Source organism: Capnocytophaga sp. G1920, assembly GCF_051417515.1.
Map to the genome: position 1 here is coordinate 81,434 of NZ_JBPRKH010000012.1, position 17,726 is coordinate 99,159.

A 17,726-nucleotide genomic window follows, 5' to 3' on the forward strand; every position below is an offset into this window, starting at 1 on the left:
TACGACCTTCTAGAGTATTTATTTGAAAAGATTATTTTGTATTTTAAATATTATTCATAACTTTGCGCAAATAATTTTACTCAATGAAAGAAACTACTGTAATTACCCTCACTAAAACGCAACTTCCCTCTTGGGTAGCCGATTTTAATACCAACGAAACCCTTAAAAAACAGCACATCATCATTACCCTCCCCGAAGAGGAACACTGGTTAAAGAAAGACCTTAAACCACTCGTCGTCTTTGCCCAACAGCACAATCAGCAACATCACAAATCAGTGGTGGTGGTACAACGTGCCTTAGCGCTCGAAGATTTTGAACTCACCCTGCATATCGCTCCTACCCTCCAAGAGGCGTACGACCTTATTGAACTCGACGAAATAGAACGCGACTTATGGAAGTAACTATCTTAGGTTGTCACAGTGCGACCCCTCGCTCCAATGCCCGCCCTTCGGCACAACTGCTCGAAATGCGCGGTCATCTGTTCCTCATCGATTGTGGAGAGGCTACCCAAATCGCCCTCCGCAATGCCAATGCTAAGTTCTCCCGCATCAAGCACATCTTCATCTCTCACCTCCACGGCGACCATTTCTACGGACTCTTCGGACTCATCTCTACTTTCCAACTCCTCGGTCGCGAAGCCGAAATGCACATCTACGGTCCTAAGGGCATCAAAGAAGCCGTTTTGCTCATTCTCAAACTCGGCGGTGCTTATACTCCTTTCCCCTTGTATTTTCACGAACTATCTTCCAAAACCTCCGAACTCTTATACGAAGACGACAAAGTACTCGTGCGTACCATTCCGTTGCAACACCGCGTCTATACCAATGGCTTCCTATTCCAAGAAAAAGAAGGTGAACGTCGCCTAAATATCGACGCAATAGCTGAGTATCCCGAGATACAAACGTGCGACTATCAGAACATCAAAAACGGCAAAGATATAACATTAGAAAACGGCAAAACTATTGCCAATACCGAGCTCACCTTCGACCCTCACCGTCCGCAAAGCTATGCCTATTGTAGCGATACTCTTTATTTCGAAGCTTTGGCTGCCGAAATACAAGGTGCAAGAGTCGTGTATCACGAATCTACCTTTTTAAAGATAAACGAAGAACTTGCCGTTAAAACAATGCACTCCACCGCCTACCAAGCAGGACTCACAGCTAAGAATGCCCACGCCGATGCCCTCATTCTGGGGCACTACTCCTCTCGCTATCCCGATGTCAATCTTTTTAAGCAGGAAGCACAAGAAGTCTTTAAGAACGTCTTTTTAGCTGAAGATGGCAAAAAGTTCATTTTCGATAATTGACAAACAGAAGAAAACATCACTACACCCCCATTATTTTAGAAAGTCCTCGACACTTTTCCTGTCACCACATTCCCCCCTTTCGTCGCTACAATTCCCCCTTTGAAGGTAGCCAGCGACAGCTGGGTATGTGTAAAGGGGGATGTTATTCCCTATTGCCTATTCCCTAAGCCCCCCACACCACCCCATTTTCTCATTTCCAAATTTGCTAATTCTCTAATTTCTCTCCCCCTTTTCCGTCATACTTCCCCCCTATTACCTCCGTCATTCGTCATTCGCTCCTCGTCACTACACCCCCTCTCCTTGGGAGAAGTCTCCGAATAGGAGAGTATGTGAACGGGGTGAGGATTCCTTTTTCTTTCGCCTCGAAACCCTCTTTTTACCATTTTTTATATCACTGTATTATACTATGAGTCAATCACTTATATACCCTTCCTATACCAATCGTCCAAGATTCGTATAAGCTTCCTATAAGCTAACCCCACCCTTCTTATACCCTTTTTTCATCAAAAATCCTACTTCTCCTCTTCCGAACTTTTCCGTTTCCTTCCGAATATTCCTAACAGTCTCAACACATCGCTTTTTCATCTCAAACTTTGCCTCCGCTGGTGCGAGCTTGTAGCTCGTACCTTTGACAAAGTTAATCTCTTCCGGTGGTTTACAAGGCGTAGCCTTGATTTTGTTTAAATTTTGTTTGATTTCTGAGGCACAGCCTCATTCCTCTAACTCAACCTTACACCCCATTTTCTAATTTTCTAATCTGCTAATTTGCTAATTTTCTATGCCTGTCGTGCTACGACTTGCTAATTTGCTAATTACGTCGTATCTTTGCACTTTATATTAAAAGTTTCTAAGGCTCCTGCCACCAAAAATGTATATCCAGCATTATAATATAGTAACCCCTTTAGGCTTCGACCTCCCTACCACCGCCCGTTTGTTACTGCGCGAACGCTCAGCTATTGCCCGTTATCCTATGTACGGACAGCTCACCGATGTTTGCCTTTCTAAGATTGGCGACGGAGCTATCGAAAGCCGATTTCAGCAGGTGGTAGAACGCAATGACTTTTCACGCTTAGAAAAGCTTCTGCTCTTGGCAATAGCACCTATTTTCCATAAAATCAAAATCACCCCTCGAACCGCTCTTATCCTTTCCTCTACCAAAGGCAATATTTCAGCGCTTGCCAATGGCGATAGCGCTCCTCTGCTTTCAACTTTGGCTCAAAAAATGGCTAATGCCATAGGGGTAACCACTACTCCCATAGTCGTTTCCAACGCTTGTGTCTCAGGAGCAATGGCTCTCTCGGTAGCCGATAGACTCCTAAAAGCCGATGCTTACGATAATGCCATAGTATTAGCAGGCGATGAAATAAGCGAATTTGTGCTTTCGGGCTTTCAATCCTTTCAAGCGATGAGTGCACAACCTTGCAGACCTTATGATGCTCAACGCGATGGTATTACCTTAGGCGAGGCTACCGCGGTGGCTTATGTAACCCGTGAGGCAACAGGTGCTAAAGCACAACTTTTGGGTAGCAGTTCTATCAACGATGCCAACCATATTTCAGGACCTTCACGCACAGGCGAGGGGCTCTATTTAAGCGTCCTAAACGCCCTCGACGAGGCAAAGTTACGCCCTGAACAGATAGACCTCATCAACGCTCACGGCACCGGCACCCTTTATAACGACGAGATGGAGAGCAACGCCTTTATGCGCGCCGGACTCTTATCTCCTCCCTTAAACAGCTACAAAGGTTACTTCGGTCATACTTTAGGTACCTCAGGTTTGCTCGAAACCGTACTCACCATCGAATTTGCTCGCCATAAAATCCTCTTAAAGAGCCTAAATTGTGAAACCATAGGCGTTTCACAGCCCATCAATGTACTAAAACAAACCCAACATACAGAAGTAAAACACCTCCTAAAAACCGCCTCAGGTTTCGGCGGAAGCAACACAGCATTAGTTATAAAAGTGAATAATGATTAGATATTTCTAAAATATCATAAGAAATGTTTACAAATCACGTTAGTAGTATATTGGCAAAATATTTGTATCTTTGCAGAAAATAATGAATATTATGGGAACAGATGTTTTAGAAAAGAAAAAAAAGCAAACTACCTTAGATGTAGGTAATAAAAAAATAGGTTTTGCTCTTATAAAAGAAGAAAAAGAAGACTCACATCAAGAAGAAAACCTAACTACTCTTATAAAAGAAGCCCAAAAAGTGGGAGCCGACCTTTATAAAAAAGGGTTAATTGCTTTTTGTGACCCTATCCGATAAAATGAAAAAGGTAATTTGCGATACGAATGTAATAAGCCGTTATATTCTTAATAGTAGTGCAGAAATAACGATAACCATTGATGAAATTATAGGCATACAAAATATATGCATTACTCCTGTTTTCTTTTCTTCTTGCTTAATAGATTTAACCATATTCGCTGAAAGCTACCGTCTTTACTCCATTTGTTGAAGTAGTAATAGATATCTTGCCAAGAGATTTTTCCTTTTTTCAAAATGGTTTCAATTGGAAGTTTTATTCATTACTATCTTATTTTCAATCTCCTAACTGTCAATAAAAATACTGAAGTTAAATCAAAATTACTTTTAAAATCTCTTTTCCCTACACTTAAAAAGGGAATAATCCATTTATTTATTGTATCTTTGCCCAAAGTTCCTGAATTTTGGTGTTCTTTTTTTTGCAAACACAAAATTACTAATTTTCGGGAACTTTTACTTCTCTAAAAAAAAGTTTAAACAGCTTCAATAAGTTTTTCAACAACTTAATACTTTTAAAATGTTAAATTTGTATTAAGGAAGATGTTAAAGTTTGTTAAATGGGGAGGGGTAAATAATATTTATTATACTTTTGCAGTGTAGTAATTAAAATAATATGCAATGAAAAAGATGATTTTAGCTTTAGCAAGTATGGTTCTTGTGTTAACCGCTTGCAGTAAAGCTGAAGAAGAAGAGGCACAACCCTTTAATGCCATTATCAAAGATGGGTTTATTGGAGATAATGGAAAAGAATTAGATCCTCCTCATAATATAACAAACATTCAAGTTCATCAAATGGTTCCTTTTGTAGTAACCATCACAGATAGTAGCCCTGAACAAGAGGGGGTAGAATATAAAATTATTCCTAAGAGAGAAGTTAATTTAGGTAGACATCAAACAAGAGGAGATGATTACAATCTCTATGTGGAGCCAAACAAGGAGGAGAAGAAAAAGCATTCTCATTTCTTCGGACTTTTTGGTGATGGACACCTCAATGTCAGTGAACTTAGTTTTAATAAGAAAGGAACTTATAAGTTTTTTATAAAACCTATAAAACCTGGTACTTTCAACCTGTTTTTTACCCTTGAGAAACTAGTAAATGGCAAAAGAGTAGAACTTATAGATTTGCCTCCTGTGTATTTTAATGCAATTGAAATATATGCGTGGTCTTATACTGAGGTAGTTGGATGTGTATGGGCTTGTACAGTAAATGTAAGACGCCGTTATTTTAAGATCAAAATAATTGATGGATATGATCAGAATGATGTCTTCCTCAAAGGCACTGGAGGGCGTCTTATTTCTGAATACGATGGAAAAAGATTAGAACAAGATTTTAAAATTGGGGAAGAACAAGAATTCCGTTATAGTATAGAAAGAGAAGGACATAGTCCAGGTATGCCCGAGTCTGAATTACACATAACAATTAAATTTAAAGATTCAAAAGGAAAAGAACATTCATTTAGATATAAAAATATACCTATTCACTAAAATAAATAATTAAAAATTTAAACCGTATGAAAAAAATAGTTATTAGAAATGTAATAGCCCTTAGTGTATTGGCTATAGTAGCTACTTCTTGTAGCAAAGATGAAGATTCATCAGGACAAAGAAGGGTTGAATTCCCTGAGCAAGCAGAAGTTGTTAAAGGTACTGCCGTTACAGGGCACATAAAACCAGAAGGGAGGGAATATATCGAAACCGTTCAAAAACAATTAACCTTAGACCCCCCTCAACTGATAGATAACAGTCTTATTGACGTTATCTACCCTGGTAGTGTATTAGATGGAGAGTCATTTATGAATGGGGTGTATACAAATTTAGTGATTACCAATCCTAAGGAAATTACAATCTCAACAACCTTAAGGGGAAAAGATAATGTTATCCCCATAAAAGCACTTCCCATACTAAGCGATGTACGACAAAAAGTCAATGATCTTACGTATAGAAATATTGATTATAAAAACACTGCTGCACTTACTGATTTTACTTCAGAAAGTGTAACTACAAAAGAGAGTTTTAACAAAACTTTTTCAGTTCACGTAAAAGCTAATTTCGTAAAGATTGTAAGCGGTAGTTTTGGTTATACAGAAGAGCACTTAAAAGAACACACGAAAAATCACGTAATGGTAAAGGTAAGCCAAATATTTTATACTGCTTCGGTAGATCCTAAATTAGCCAATGACTGGGGAAATATTCATAATGTAGGAAGCTATGAACCTGTGTATGTAAGTAGTGTAGACTATGGACGTGTAGCGTACTTGCTACTTGAAACAGATGAGAATTCAGAAACAATAAGAAAGACTATTTCAGGATCTATTGGTGCTAATCTTGGTAAGTTTGGAGTAGAAATAAGTGCTGAAAGTAAAAATGAGATGAAAAAACTATTCAATAGCACAAAGATGAAAGTACTTCTTTGGGGAGGAGATGTAGAAAGTTCAAAAGTAGTTACTGATTTTGATAGTTTTATGAATTTCTTAAAATCGCCTTCTGCTGAAACCTTAGTAAAATCGTGTGTGCCAATAAGCTATAGAATTTCAGCTATAAAGGATAACAGACCTATTACGATACGTACGATATATACAGAAAATCGATTTACATATAAAAAACTATAAATATGAAGAGGGCATTTTTATTTTTAATAGTAGCGGTCGTATTAGTTTCTTGTAAAAAAGATAATGATGACAGTAATTCTCCAAAAGTAAGTGTAACATTTAAACCATTAGTTACAGAGACAAAGAACCTAAAGAACGTAAAGCTTGGAGAACATATTGAACTTGAATTTACCATTACTGATTTAGAAGATAATACAGGTAAGGAAGTTGAGTATATAAAACCTCAGACAATAGAATCTTCTGCATATTATAACAACCCGGTTAAAGATTATGAAATGTTAGCTTATGTAGGAGAAGGACAAAAAGCTCCAAAAGTAGACATCCTTACTTATGCAATCACCTATTACAAGGCAGATACTTATAAGGTCTATATCATTCCTAAGAAAGCTGGTTCTTATGAAATTCCTTTTAGCTTTTATAAGAGAGTTGATGGTAATAAGGATAAGGAGAAAGACATCACTGTGCTTCCTTACGAATTCCGTTTCGACGTAGCAAAAGTAAAGGCTTGGACGAAAGTAGAACAACAAGGTAATAGATTTAGAAATGTTTTTTATTTTAGATTTGAGGACGGAGGTGCTCCTAATATGAATTTCCTAAGTTCTTCTAAATGGCATAAGCAAGAATATTTCTTACATTTCAACGGGCAAAATTTATCAGGTGAATTTGACCAAGGGAAAGATATCCAATTCTTTGCTTCTGAATGGAAAAACGGTTCTGCTCCTGAAATTCTGTATAGAAAAATTGATAGAATACATATCACACAAGAAAATGGACCACATCCTTACAACAGTATTGATTATTACGATATAGAATTTTAAAAATATTTCATTTGGTAAATTAAACCATCTCGGAAGAGGTGGTTTTCTTTTTTTACAAAAAACGTGTTTAAACTTTTTTGAGGAACTTGGAGATAAACCCTAATAGAAGCATTCCAATCCAAGTTACATCAAGACATTTATATCTCATTATCAAACCTTTATATCCGTCAAGCCAACCATTTGCTTGTTCAATCTTAAACCTATTTTTGTACAATTCTTCATCAAAATAAACATCTGGTTGCTCTCCATTTCGGGGATTAGGTTTAATATTTGCTATAATTTCTTTGCTTTCTAAAAACTCTCTAAGAGATTTGCTATCAAATCCTGCATCAGCATTGAGAAACAGTTCTTTGTGTTCTATTCCTGCTTCTTCTATTTCATATAAGTCATTGTGATTTCCTGCTTTAGGGCTTCCCATTGCTATCATTTGCCCTTTATTATCACACAAAAATGCTATTTGTAGTTACGGCTTTTTTTCTTGCTTGATAACCTGCAGACTCTCCTTTTTGACGACAACGTGTATGACTACCATCCAATTGAACGCAAGATATGTCTAATTTTCTTTTCTTCTTGCTTAATAGATTTAACCATATTCGCTGAAAGCTACCGTCTTTACTCCATTTATTAAAGTAGTAATAGACATTTTGCCAAGAGATTTTTCTTTTTTTCAAAATGGTTTCAATTGGAAGTTTTATTCATTACTATCTTATTTTCAATCTCCTAATTGTCAATAAAAATACTGAAGTTAAATCAAAATTACTTTTAAATCCTCTTTTTCCTACACTTAAAAAGGAAATAATCCAATTATTTATTGTATCTTTGCCCAAAGTTCCTGAATTTTGGTGTTCTTTTTTTTCAAACACAAAATTACTAATTTTCGGGAACTTTTATTTTATTATAGGAAAAAGTTTAAACAGCTTCGATATGAGTATCTATACCTTGAATAAGAAAGATTTTGAACTCATAGGAGCTCCCTTGTATAGTATCACTTAAAATATGAAAACTTGTACGATAAAAAATAATACCATAACTCTCAACGACTCTGTGCTTTTCTCCGATAAAAGTACTTCTTTCGTCGATTTCTCCAAAAAAGCCCTCAAAGCCCTGCAAATGGATTATCCCAAGTTCTTCAAAATGGATAACCTCAGCAAGCTCGCTTTTTTAGCAGCCGAAGTCCTCTTGCGTCCGTTTTCGCAGTCGGAGAAAAATAGCGTTGCCCTTGTATTCGCCAATCGTTCTGCCAGTCTCGATACCGACCTTAAACATCAAGCTACTATCTCGAACCCACACGAATATTACCCCAGTCCCGCTGTGTTTGTTTACACCCTACCCAACATCTGTTTAGGTGAGATAAGCATACGCCACCAGCTGAAAACCGAGAACAGTTTTTTTGTATTCGATAGCTACGAGCAAGCTGAACCTTTCCTACAACAGTATAGCCAAGCTCTATTAGCCCAAGGCAAAGCCCAAAGTGTACTAATGGCGTGGGTAGAGTTCTTAGAGGGCGATTATAGAGCCATAGCAACTTTAATAGATTAGTAAAATTTGCCAATTAGCAGATTAGAAAATGTGTAGCATCACAAACTTAGCCTAAATTTTAACTTTGGTTAAGTTATTTACAACAAAAATCAGTTATTTTTCATCACGTTTATAAAGAATTTATGGATTTATACAAAGAGACTGACCATCTTATCAACATTTTAAAGCAGAAAGGACATACTGAAATAGCAACACAATTATCCGATAGTATAAGATATAGTGCTATAGGAACAGAAATATTAATGAAGATAAAACATCATTTAAACGAGATTTTAAAAACACCTCAAAACTATGATGAAACCATAGTTTCTTTAGCTAAAAGTATAGAGAACAGAATTACAAATGCTTTATAACCTTCATTGCACAATTTGCTAATTTTCAAATTTGCTCATTTGCTAATTCTTCACTATCTTTGCCGTTGTATAACTTTAAAAGTAAAAAATAATGAATACCATAATATTAAAAAATCAATTAGATTTTCAGCAGTACCAATTAGCAGTAAAAGCTTTGGCTGATATGGGAATAGAGGTTGCTGAACCTGAAGATTCCTTTGAAATTACGGAAGAAGATATCCGCAGTATAGAGCGTGCACGCGAAGATATCAAACACGGGAGAGTGTACAGTAATGAGGAGGTTTTTAATGAAGCAAGAGCATATTATGAAAGTTTTTTGGACAGAAGAAGCTAAAATTGAATTTAAACAGACTCTGATGTATTGGACAATTCATAATATGTCGGATTCTTATTCTAAAAAGATTGATGTAGAGACGCTTAAATTAGTAAAAGAAATTACTACATCTCCTTATTTTTTAGCTAATTATGTAGAACCTATAGATGCTTATAAAAGAGTTTTCTTTAAAAGTAGATTTATTTTGTATTACCAAGTAGATGAGGAAAACGATACAATCTATATTCTGCACTTCCGCAGTAGCTCTCAAAAACCCTTGTAATCTTTAAACTGAATATTTCAGCTCTTATATAAATGAGATTTCTCAAATTTCCTCATTCCCTAATTTTTGAATTTGCTAATTCCCTAATTTCCTAAATTTGCTAATTTGCTAATTCTTCACTATCTTTGCCCCCTGATATTAATATATTTATAATGGACGCACTTATTTTAGAACTCAAGAACAAAATTATTGAAGTACTCAACTTAGAAGAAGTAACCCCCGAGGATATCGATGAAAATGAACCTCTCTTTGGTACTGGCTTAGCCCTCGACTCTATCGATGCTCTCGAACTTATCGTACTACTCGACAAGAATTACGGTATCCGCTTAGACGACCCTAAAAAAGGAAAAGAAATCTTCCAATCGGTGAAAACAATGGCTGATTACATCACCGCTCACCGCACCAAATAGCGATGCCGAAAAAAGTAGTCATTACGGGAATGGGTATCAACTCTTCGATAGGTAACACTGTCGGAGAGCATTTTTATGCCCTTACTCATCGCCAAGCTGGCATCAGCAGGATTGAAAATGTAGCAACCATTCACGCCGACCACATCAAGGTAGGCGAAATCAAACGCACGAACACTGAGTTTGTTACTGCTTTGCGATTACCCGAAGTGAACGCCTATTCACGCACCTCTCTCTTGGGGATTATCGCCTTGCAGGAAGCCATTGCCAATGCCGGTCTTACCTCTTCAGCCCTCACTCACTGCGGACTCATTATGGCTTCCACGGTGGGGGGTATGGATATGACCGAAAACTATTTTTTCCGCTATGGCGATGATGAACCCCTGCGACGCTATATCACTACTCACAACATAGGCGAGGTAACTCACCAAATCGCCGATTATGTAGGCATAAAAGGCGTTGTAACCAGCGTGAGTACTGCCTGCTCTTCTTCCGCAAATGCTATAATAACGGCTATCAACCTACTACGCACTGGCAGAGCTAATTGCCTCATTGCCGGTGGCGCTGATGCCCTCTCTAAATTCACTATCAACGGCTTTAACACTTTGATGATTCTCTCGGATACCGACTGCACTCCTTTCGACCAACATCGCAAGGGATTAAACTTAGGGGAAGCAGGTGCTTTTTTGGTATTAGAAACTGAAGAAAATGCCCTACAACGCGGGGCTACTATATTAGCAGAAATCAAAGGATGGAGCAATGCGAATGATGCTTATCACCAAACAGCCTCCTCCGCTGATGGTGAAGGCGCATTTTTAGCAATGCAAAAAGCCCTACAAACAGCAGGATTAACCCCTACAGATATCGATTATATCAATGCACACGGCACTGCTACCGTAAACAACGATCTCTCCGAAAGTCGTGCCTTAATGCGTATTTTTGGCGAGCACGTCCCCGATTTTAGTTCTACCAAAGCCTTTACGGGGCATACTTTGGCAGTAGCTTCGGCAGTAGAAGCGGTATTTAGTGTATTAGCCTTACAACACGGGGTAGTATTCCCTAACCTCAACTTCAGCACTCCAATGGAAGAAGTGCCTATCCGCCCACAAACCGAACTAAAATACAAACCTATACAGCACGTGCTTTCTAACTCTTTTGGCTTTGGAGGCAACTGCTCGACACTTATTTTAGGTAAGAGGTAAGAATTGTCACGTCCTGAAATAGTTTTACACTGAAAACAGTAAAAATATGACTGAACTAAGAAAAAACAATTGTTAAAAAGTTAAACTTTGTTAATTGTTTGGTTGTTTAATTTTTATCGCATAGATTTGCTCCATAATTTTAAACGTTTTTAGTATGAAAGAAAAATTTTTATTTTTAACTGTAACATTTTTCTGTCTATTTATTTCGTGTAGTAAAACACAAAATAATGACAATGAAAACAACAAAAATGAAGTCAAGGATTTCAGAACTGAGTTTATAGAAAATAAAAGTTCAGAAGAAATTCTAAATGATTTCAATGAAGCATCTTTCGAAGTTAAACAAAAACTTTGGATAGAAAAAATGGATCACCTTTTGAAACAAGATTTCAATAGTGATATTAAAAAAAATATCAAAATCATAAAAGATTTTATTGAAGACTTTGGTGATAAAGACAAGTATCAACGTTTCAATGAAGCAACTATTAAGCTAGCAGAGTCAATACCCTATGAAGACTTTTATTTAATGTTTGAGTCTCTAAATGACTATAATTATTCAGGTAACTTCATTGGAAAAAATAAAGTTTCAGAAAACTTTATTGATGATATTGCTAAATTGAAGACCTCTTATTATATAGGAGGATATTCTGATTCTAATATGGCAACAGCTAGACTAGGTTGTAATTGTAGATGGTGTCTTTCAGAACTTTATATGGAACCCACAGAAAATTGTACCGAATCAAGTTGGGGTTGTGGTTTTCTCTTTTTACAATCATGTAATAAAAGAGGCTAATTATATAGGATTTTGACTAAAAATAATTGTATGAAACAGGCTCTTAAAAACAACTTGATAGTCGTATCGCTTTACATTTTAGCGGGATTTATCTTTAATGGATATCTTCCTTATATGCTAATTGTATTCCTGATACTATCGGCAACGGTTTCTTACTTTTTGTTCAGAACAAAAAGTAAAGAAGAAACACGCAAGGGGTTATTACTTATGTACGCTCCTTTTCTATTAATTTTAATGGTAGCTGCTTTATTTCTCAACAATATAAGGGTAGTACTTCCTTATTTGCTTTTCGTACCTGCTGTTGTATATTTGGTGTATTGTGCTATATTTTCAGAAAGAAAAGTGCTGTTTTTTGCAGGGATTATAGCCCTATCTGTTATTAGTGTAATTACGTACAACGGAATTTCAGGAACAAATGAAACATTTGATGTAAGCTACTATTCGAGATTCATTACACAAAAATAAAATTAAGAAAAAACCCGATTTTAGGTAATAAAATCGGGTTTTTCTATTGCTTTTTAAGGGGAGGGAGTAGATATTCTTCACTTTTTTACAACTGCCTATATCTCTTACGTCTTATCTCTTACCTATGCTACAATTATTCTATCATTCTTCATTAGAAGCGGGCACTGATGAGGCAGGGCGCGGCTGTTTGGCGGGTCCTGTAACAGCGGCAGCTGTGATATTGCCTCCCGACTTCAAAAATGAGCTCCTCACCGACTCTAAACAACTCACCGAAAAGCAGCGCAACCTCTTGCGACCTATCATCGAGCGTGAGGCAGTAGCTTATGCTGTTTGTCACGTACTCCCTGCCGAAATAGACGAGCTGAATATCCTCCGTGCTTCTATCACAGCAATGCACCGCGCTATTGCTCAGCTCAAAATAACCCCTGATTTTATAGCGGTAGACGGTAATAAGTTTGTGCCTTACCAGAAAATTCCTTACGCTTGTGTAGTAAAAGGCGACGGCAAAATACAAACCATCGCAGCGGCTTCGATACTTGCGAAAACCTACCGCGATGCCTATATGGAAGACCTTGCCCAGCAGTTCCCTGAGTATCATTGGGAACAAAACAAAGGCTATCCTACCCCTGAACACCGCAAGGCTATCGCCGAGCACGGTGCTACTGAGCACCACCGCAAAACATTTCAGTTACTGCCCGTGGAACAGTTGAGGTTGTTTTAGGGGAGGGGGAAGTGAATGAATGTTTGAGGGGTCATTATAGTACGAGATTATAATCCCAATTGAAAGGTGTTTAAAAGTTTTTGAAATCATTTTTTAGTGCAAGTTTGTAAGCATTATTCATAAGTAAATTCTATTTTAGCGTAATTATTCTCTATATAATCAATTTTTTCTGTTTTTTGGTTTATCTTTTCTATTAAATCAATGATGTGTTCAGCTATGAATATATTGTTTTCTATCACAGAAAATGGTAATATTGTACCTTTCCCCTTTTTAAAATTAAAAATTCTTCCTTTAAATTCAATAGACTTATTTTCTTTATTATAAAAACCTCCATTGTGAGAAAGATTTCTTAACTCAGAAAATATAGAAAACAAATTTTCATCTTCTTTGCTTAAATAGTATTCTTTTGCTAAATTCTTAAACGTTTTCATTATAGAAAATTTTTCTTTATTAATATCATTAGCTATTAAACGAAGATAATTTTCTACCTGAACAAAAAACAAAAAATAGAAACTATTAAATAAAGAATTTAAGAAATCTCCTTGATGGTTCTTCACATTCTCCTCTTGTGAGGGACTATTTCTCCATTTAGACCAAAAACATTCATAGCTTGTTAGTTCTTTAGATAACATAATCCCTAACATTAGGAACTGAAGTTCAGACTTCATATATGTAAAAATATCTTTTCGAATATCATTTTCCCCATAGTTAGAACTATCAAAGTTTTCTTGACTTCTTTTCACTAATGCATAGATTTGTCTTACCATTTCCCTCATATCTATTTTAGGAGAATGGACTTTTTCTTTCTCTTCTTTATTCATTTAATTTAATTTTACTTGTTAAACATCATTAGATTTAGCATTTTTATAAAAGCTAATTCCAATGCAAATATACAAAATAATTGCGAGTTATAAAAAGGAATAATTTTTAGGAAGACAATTATGATAAGAAGAAAAAAAACATAATACTGAATATTTAACTTACTACTGGAACTAACAATAGCACTCAAATAAAAATCCCCACAAAAGTTTACTTTCTTTTGTAGGGATTTTCTTATGTTATTACATTTTATGTATCCAGAATTCGGGGTTGAGGCGGGTAGTGTTTTTATATATAAAGAACTTCATTTCAGTCTTGCCATTGCTATCAGTGAAGATTTTGCCAAGAGGCTCTTTGGCTTTTACCTTATCTCCTTTCTTTACATACACATCAGTGAGATTGTAATAAATAGTGATGTAGTTACCGTGTCGCACTTGCACTACTTTGTTACTTCCTGGTATCGATTGTATGGCTGATACTTCGCCTTCAAACACACAACGGGCTTCTGAACCTTTTTCAGTAGCAATGGTTACCCCATTATTGTAATGTTGCAACTCAGGATATACAGGGTCGTAATACACCCCAAAACCTTGCGATTTGTAGCCCTTTGCCACTGGCCAAATAAGATTACCCTTGTTGGCTTCGAAGCTATCGGCTACTTTACGCGATTCGGGAGTAAGTACAAAAATAATTTCAGTATTAGAACCTGAGGAAGGGGAAGAAGTAGTTTTAGGAGCATTTTTTCCTCTGTTTAAAGCAGCTAAACGCTCTTTCTCACGTTTATTTGCCTCTATAATAGCTAAACGAATCAGGCGCTGTATTTCGCGGTCGATAGCGTTAGCTTGTTTTTGTTTTTCGCGTATCTGTGCTTCGTAGTTGCGCTCTGCGGCACGGATATTGGTAGCCAACACTTCCAGTTCCTTTTTCTCAGTCTCCAAAGTAGCTTGCTCTTGGCGTTGCTCTTCCAATACTTGGTTTTTAGTATTGCGTTGGGCTACCAAAGTATTGTTGATAGTCTTTATTTTATCAGTCTTTTCTCGTATGAGGCTCACCTGTTCTTTGCGATAGTTGGCATACTGTTTCATATAAGCCAATCGCTTGTAGGCTTGCGAAAAACTTTCGGAAGAAAGCAAGAATAACAATCGGTTTTGTGCCGATTTACTTTTGAACGACTGTTTGATAATCTTAGCGTATTCTCCTTTGTGGTATTCCAATTCTTTTTTAAGGGTACGCAGTTGTTCCTCATTGTCAGCTATTTCTTTAGAAAGTAAATTTGCCTGTTGCTGATTGATTTGTATTAGGCGTGTGCGCGCTAATATCTTCTCATTAGCAACTTCTATCTGCTGAATGGTAGTTTTGTGTTGCTGACTTTGTTGTTGGCGTAAAGCGGACATCTGCTTGATTTGTTCGAGCAGAGCCTTCTTGCGTTGTTCTAATTCTTTTTGCTTAGTTTGCGCTGTAAGGAGTAGCGGAAAGCAAAGCAAAAGCAGTGTGATTTTTAGTATATTCATAGGTCGTAGCACGACGGACAGTTTAACGTATTTTTAACTTTGCCAAAGGTGTGAGCCACACAGGCAAGAACTTTGGCAAAGTTTGCGACACATTTGTTACTTGTTTATTGTTATTTCTTTCATTCCCGATGGGATTTTAAAAGGAAAGGACAGTTTTTTATCTAAATCCAATCCTTTGAACTCTAAAGTGATTTGGGTGCTATTCTCTCCCTCGCTGGCAACTATCTTAATGGAGAGAGGTAATAAGAGTTCCCCCACTTGCTGATAGCTGTAAGTTGCTATTGCCTTTTGGTTTGCTCCCAAATGATTTACTTCGGTAACCTCCACACGGTAATTATCAGGTAGGAAACGGTAAATCACTTCTACGGGCGACTCGCCGGTGACCTCAATATTATAGCGGTTGTTGTCCTCAGGGAGGAGCTTGATAAAACCTTCGCTTTTAAAGTTGAGACTGTAAAGCGCATTGCCTAATAATAGGTTCTGTAATTCGTTAAAACCTACATCAATGCCTAACAGTTTGCTGATATAGCTAAAATCACCGCTGAAAAAAGAACTGTCTAAACGGTTATAATATTCGGCTTTTTCAGGGGTGATGAGTGCTTTGGCTACTCCCAAAGGAGCGGATACCCATATTGTTTTGTCTTTCTCCATACGGAAAGATAGAGGCAAACTCTGCTCATTCTTACCGTCTTTATAAGTTACTTGCAGGTTAGCGCTAAGTGTTTTAAAAGTAGGAAACGATTTTAGGTGACGGTTGATAATTTCTTTGGCTTGTTTATCAACGCTTGTTCTACCAGCGGGGGTTACCACTGCTTGTTTGGTTTTACAGCTCACCAATAGCAAGACTGTAAGGATTAAGATGATTTTTTTCATAATGTTTTAATAAGATTTTCAACTTTGCCAAAGGTGCGAGCCGCACAGGCAAGAACTTTGGCAAAGTTTGAGATGGTGTTTAGCTTCTATTCATTTACTAAGGCTAAGGCGCGCTGTTTCTTCGTTTTTGAAGTACTTCGCTCCCTCACTTTGCGAGCTTGTTCTCTTGCTTCCTCTAAGGTAACGGGAGGCTGCTTGGATAGTATCTCCATAGCTAACTTTGCCCGTTCCGCAAATGATAGTTTGTAACTCATATTTCAATTCGTAATTTGTCATTTATAATCTGCTAATTACCTCCGGTGCTTCCGAAGCCTCCGGTACCTCTTTCAGTTTGTGAAAGCTCGGTTACAGTTTCAAAAGTGGCTTTCTCATACTTGGTAAACACCATTTGGGCAATACGGTCGCTGTGGGTAATAGTAAAGGGTTCATTGGATAGGTTTACGATAGGAACTTTTACCTCGCCACGATAATCACAATCGATAGTACCTGGGCTATTGATTACTGTAATGCCGTGCTTGATTGCCATACCGCTACGCGGACGCACTTGTGCTTCATAACCTTCGGGTATTTCTAAGAATAAGCCGGTAGGCACGAGGGTGCGCTCTAAGGGTTGTAAGGTGATGTTACTGTTAGGCAAATTAGCTCTTAGGTCTACGCCTGCGGCTCCTTCAGTTTGATATGAAGGGAGCTCGTTATTTGATAGGTTTTTTATCTTTACTGTCATTTTTTAGTGGGTTTCAACTTTGGCAAAGTTTACGGTGTTTATTACTAATTACTTGTTGCGCCACAATTCTTGCGGTGTATTCATTCTTGATGTTTTCTTTTATTATTGGGTGCAAAGATACGACGTAATTAGCAAATTAGCAAGTCGTAGCACGATAAGGGTTAAAAATTAGAGAATTAGGAAATTAGAAAATGAGAAAATGGGGTGTGAGGTTGTATTAGAGGAATGAGGCTGTGCCTCAGAAATCAAACAAAATTTAAACAAAATCAAGGCTACGCCTTGTAAACTAGCGGAGGTATTCTTAGTTTTGTCACGTCCTAAAAAAGGTTGTCATAATTAATTATTGTTTTATTAGTCAAATTTTCTTATTAAGCTACCTTTTGAAAGTACACCTGATCAGGAGTTTTTAAGTTCAATGCATAGTGAGGACGTTTTTGATTATATGTCTTTATAGCCGAGCATACCGCACTAAGAACTTGTTGTTCAGTATTAAAAGTAACTCCTAAATTAAACTCTTGCTTGAGAATCCCATTGATACGCTCCGCGTGAGCATTTTCGTAACAGTGATTCTCCTGAGTCATACTAATTTGAATGTGCTCTTTTTGCAATAACAATATATACTCTTTGCAACAATATTGAACTCCTCTATCCGAATGATGTATTAAAGACTCTGACCTTTTCTTCCCTTTTAAAGCCTTCTTCAAAGCCTCTAAACACCCTTCA

Annotated in this window: 24 protein-coding genes; 16 read left to right on the forward strand and 8 right to left on the reverse strand. The window is 37.1% G+C overall.

The window, feature by feature from the left end; all coding sequences use genetic code 11:
• Window positions 1–83: 83 nt before the first annotated feature.
• Window positions 84–401 carry a hypothetical protein gene (locus ACSQ7D_RS08290; protein ID WP_111972128.1) on the forward strand — a complete coding sequence of 106 codons (318 nt, stop codon included), beginning with the start codon at window positions 84–86 and terminating at the stop codon, window positions 399–401.
• A complete protein-coding gene (locus tag ACSQ7D_RS08295; protein ID WP_437135913.1) occupies window positions 392–1,306 on the forward strand; it encodes a ribonuclease Z in 915 nt (304 codons plus the stop codon). Before ACSQ7D_RS08290 ends, ACSQ7D_RS08295 begins: the two co-directional genes overlap by 10 nt.
• A gap of 465 nt (window positions 1,307–1,771) precedes the next feature.
• On the opposite strand, the gene ACSQ7D_RS08300 is transcribed toward ACSQ7D_RS08295, so the two are convergent.
• On the reverse strand, window positions 1,772–1,891 hold the full coding sequence (locus ACSQ7D_RS08300) for a glycosyltransferase (protein ID WP_437135914.1): 120 nt from the start codon (window positions 1,889–1,891) through the stop codon (window positions 1,772–1,774).
• A gap of 283 nt (window positions 1,892–2,174) precedes the next feature.
• On the opposite strand from ACSQ7D_RS08300, the gene ACSQ7D_RS08305 reads away from it, so the two are divergent.
• The 5 genes from ACSQ7D_RS08305 (at window position 2,175) to ACSQ7D_RS08325 (ending at window position 7,003) form a co-directional block, all read left to right on the forward strand.
• Entirely contained in the window at window positions 2,175–3,284 is a 1,110-nt protein-coding gene (locus ACSQ7D_RS08305) for a beta-ketoacyl synthase N-terminal-like domain-containing protein (protein WP_437135915.1), read from the forward strand.
• 91 nt (window positions 3,285–3,375) lie between these two features.
• Window positions 3,376–3,579, forward strand: coding sequence for a 3-phosphoshikimate 1-carboxyvinyltransferase (locus tag ACSQ7D_RS08310; protein WP_437135916.1), 204 nt, complete (start codon window positions 3,376–3,378; stop codon window positions 3,577–3,579).
• A 615-nt stretch (window positions 3,580–4,194) separates the two neighbouring features.
• Complete coding sequence (locus ACSQ7D_RS08315) at window positions 4,195–5,061, forward strand: hypothetical protein (RefSeq protein WP_437135917.1); 867 nt, start codon at window positions 4,195–4,197, stop codon at window positions 5,059–5,061.
• Window positions 5,062–5,087: 26 nt separating this feature from the next.
• Window positions 5,088–6,185 carry a thiol-activated cytolysin family protein gene (locus ACSQ7D_RS08320; RefSeq protein ID WP_437135918.1) on the forward strand — a complete coding sequence of 366 codons (1,098 nt, stop codon included), beginning with the start codon at window positions 5,088–5,090 and terminating at the stop codon, window positions 6,183–6,185.
• 2 nt (window positions 6,186–6,187) lie between these two features.
• The gene (locus tag ACSQ7D_RS08325; protein WP_437135919.1) at window positions 6,188–7,003 is read left to right on the forward strand and encodes a hypothetical protein; all 816 of its coding nucleotides are present in this window, start codon (window positions 6,188–6,190) and stop codon (window positions 7,001–7,003) included.
• Window positions 7,004–7,070: 67 nt separating this feature from the next.
• On the opposite strand, the gene ACSQ7D_RS08330 is transcribed toward ACSQ7D_RS08325, so the two are convergent.
• A complete protein-coding gene (locus ACSQ7D_RS08330; protein ID WP_437135920.1) occupies window positions 7,071–7,430 on the reverse strand; it encodes a transposase in 360 nt (119 codons plus the stop codon).
• A gap of 569 nt (window positions 7,431–7,999) precedes the next feature.
• Between ACSQ7D_RS08330 and ACSQ7D_RS08335 the strand changes: the two genes are divergently transcribed.
• The 9 genes from ACSQ7D_RS08335 (at window position 8,000) to ACSQ7D_RS08375 (ending at window position 13,076) form a co-directional block, all read left to right on the forward strand.
• Window positions 8,000–8,542, forward strand: a complete 543-nt coding sequence (locus ACSQ7D_RS08335; RefSeq protein WP_437135921.1) for a 3-oxoacyl-ACP synthase — start codon at window positions 8,000–8,002, stop codon at window positions 8,540–8,542.
• Between the two features lie 122 nt (window positions 8,543–8,664).
• Window positions 8,665–8,895 (forward strand): hypothetical protein, encoded by a 231-nt coding sequence (locus tag ACSQ7D_RS08340; RefSeq protein WP_034567789.1) that lies wholly within the window; start codon window positions 8,665–8,667, stop codon window positions 8,893–8,895.
• Window positions 8,896–8,986: 91 nt separating this feature from the next.
• On the forward strand, window positions 8,987–9,229 hold the full coding sequence (locus ACSQ7D_RS08345) for a toxin-antitoxin system, antitoxin component (protein ID WP_181831321.1): 243 nt from the start codon (window positions 8,987–8,989) through the stop codon (window positions 9,227–9,229).
• Window positions 9,201–9,491, forward strand: a complete 291-nt coding sequence (locus ACSQ7D_RS08350; protein ID WP_034553730.1) for a type II toxin-antitoxin system RelE/ParE family toxin — start codon at window positions 9,201–9,203, stop codon at window positions 9,489–9,491. The genes ACSQ7D_RS08345 and ACSQ7D_RS08350 overlap by 29 nt, the downstream gene beginning before the upstream one ends.
• A 152-nt stretch (window positions 9,492–9,643) precedes the next feature.
• The gene (locus ACSQ7D_RS08355; RefSeq protein ID WP_002674344.1) at window positions 9,644–9,901 is read left to right on the forward strand and encodes a phosphopantetheine-binding protein; all 258 of its coding nucleotides are present in this window, start codon (window positions 9,644–9,646) and stop codon (window positions 9,899–9,901) included.
• A gap of 2 nt (window positions 9,902–9,903) precedes the next feature.
• Entirely contained in the window at window positions 9,904–11,100 is a 1,197-nt protein-coding gene (locus ACSQ7D_RS08360) for a beta-ketoacyl-[acyl-carrier-protein] synthase family protein (RefSeq protein WP_437135922.1), read from the forward strand.
• A 154-nt stretch (window positions 11,101–11,254) separates the two neighbouring features.
• Window positions 11,255–11,890 (forward strand): bacteriocin fulvocin C-related protein, encoded by a 636-nt coding sequence (locus ACSQ7D_RS08365; RefSeq protein WP_437135923.1) that lies wholly within the window; start codon window positions 11,255–11,257, stop codon window positions 11,888–11,890.
• Between the two features lie 30 nt (window positions 11,891–11,920).
• A complete protein-coding gene (locus ACSQ7D_RS08370) occupies window positions 11,921–12,355 on the forward strand; it encodes a hypothetical protein (RefSeq protein WP_437135924.1) in 435 nt (144 codons plus the stop codon).
• Window positions 12,356–12,479: 124 nt separating this feature from the next.
• Window positions 12,480–13,076: a ribonuclease HII gene (locus tag ACSQ7D_RS08375; protein WP_437135925.1), complete on the forward strand. Its 597-nt coding sequence runs from the start codon at window positions 12,480–12,482 to the stop codon at window positions 13,074–13,076.
• Window positions 13,077–13,189: 113 nt separating this feature from the next.
• Here the strand turns inward: ACSQ7D_RS08375 and ACSQ7D_RS08380 are convergent, their stop codons facing one another.
• The 6 genes from ACSQ7D_RS08380 to ACSQ7D_RS08405 form a co-directional block, all read right to left on the reverse strand.
• Window positions 13,190–13,897: a hypothetical protein gene (locus ACSQ7D_RS08380; RefSeq protein ID WP_437135926.1), complete on the reverse strand. Its 708-nt coding sequence runs from the start codon at window positions 13,895–13,897 to the stop codon at window positions 13,190–13,192.
• 240 nt (window positions 13,898–14,137) lie between these two features.
• Window positions 14,138–15,406: a murein hydrolase activator EnvC family protein gene (locus tag ACSQ7D_RS08385; RefSeq protein WP_009409901.1), complete on the reverse strand. Its 1,269-nt coding sequence runs from the start codon at window positions 15,404–15,406 to the stop codon at window positions 14,138–14,140.
• A 96-nt stretch (window positions 15,407–15,502) separates the two neighbouring features.
• Window positions 15,503–16,279: a DUF4292 domain-containing protein gene (locus ACSQ7D_RS08390; RefSeq protein ID WP_437135927.1), complete on the reverse strand. Its 777-nt coding sequence runs from the start codon at window positions 16,277–16,279 to the stop codon at window positions 15,503–15,505.
• 86 nt (window positions 16,280–16,365) lie between these two features.
• A complete protein-coding gene (locus ACSQ7D_RS08395; protein ID WP_198006255.1) occupies window positions 16,366–16,533 on the reverse strand; it encodes a hypothetical protein in 168 nt (55 codons plus the stop codon).
• 32 nt (window positions 16,534–16,565) lie between these two features.
• Window positions 16,566–17,003 carry a dUTP diphosphatase gene (gene dut / locus ACSQ7D_RS08400; protein ID WP_437135928.1) on the reverse strand — a complete coding sequence of 146 codons (438 nt, stop codon included), beginning with the start codon at window positions 17,001–17,003 and terminating at the stop codon, window positions 16,566–16,568.
• Window positions 17,004–17,371: 368 nt separating this feature from the next.
• A partial coding sequence (locus ACSQ7D_RS08405; protein ID WP_437135929.1) for a transposase occupies window positions 17,372–17,726 on the reverse strand: 355 nt, incomplete at its 5' end.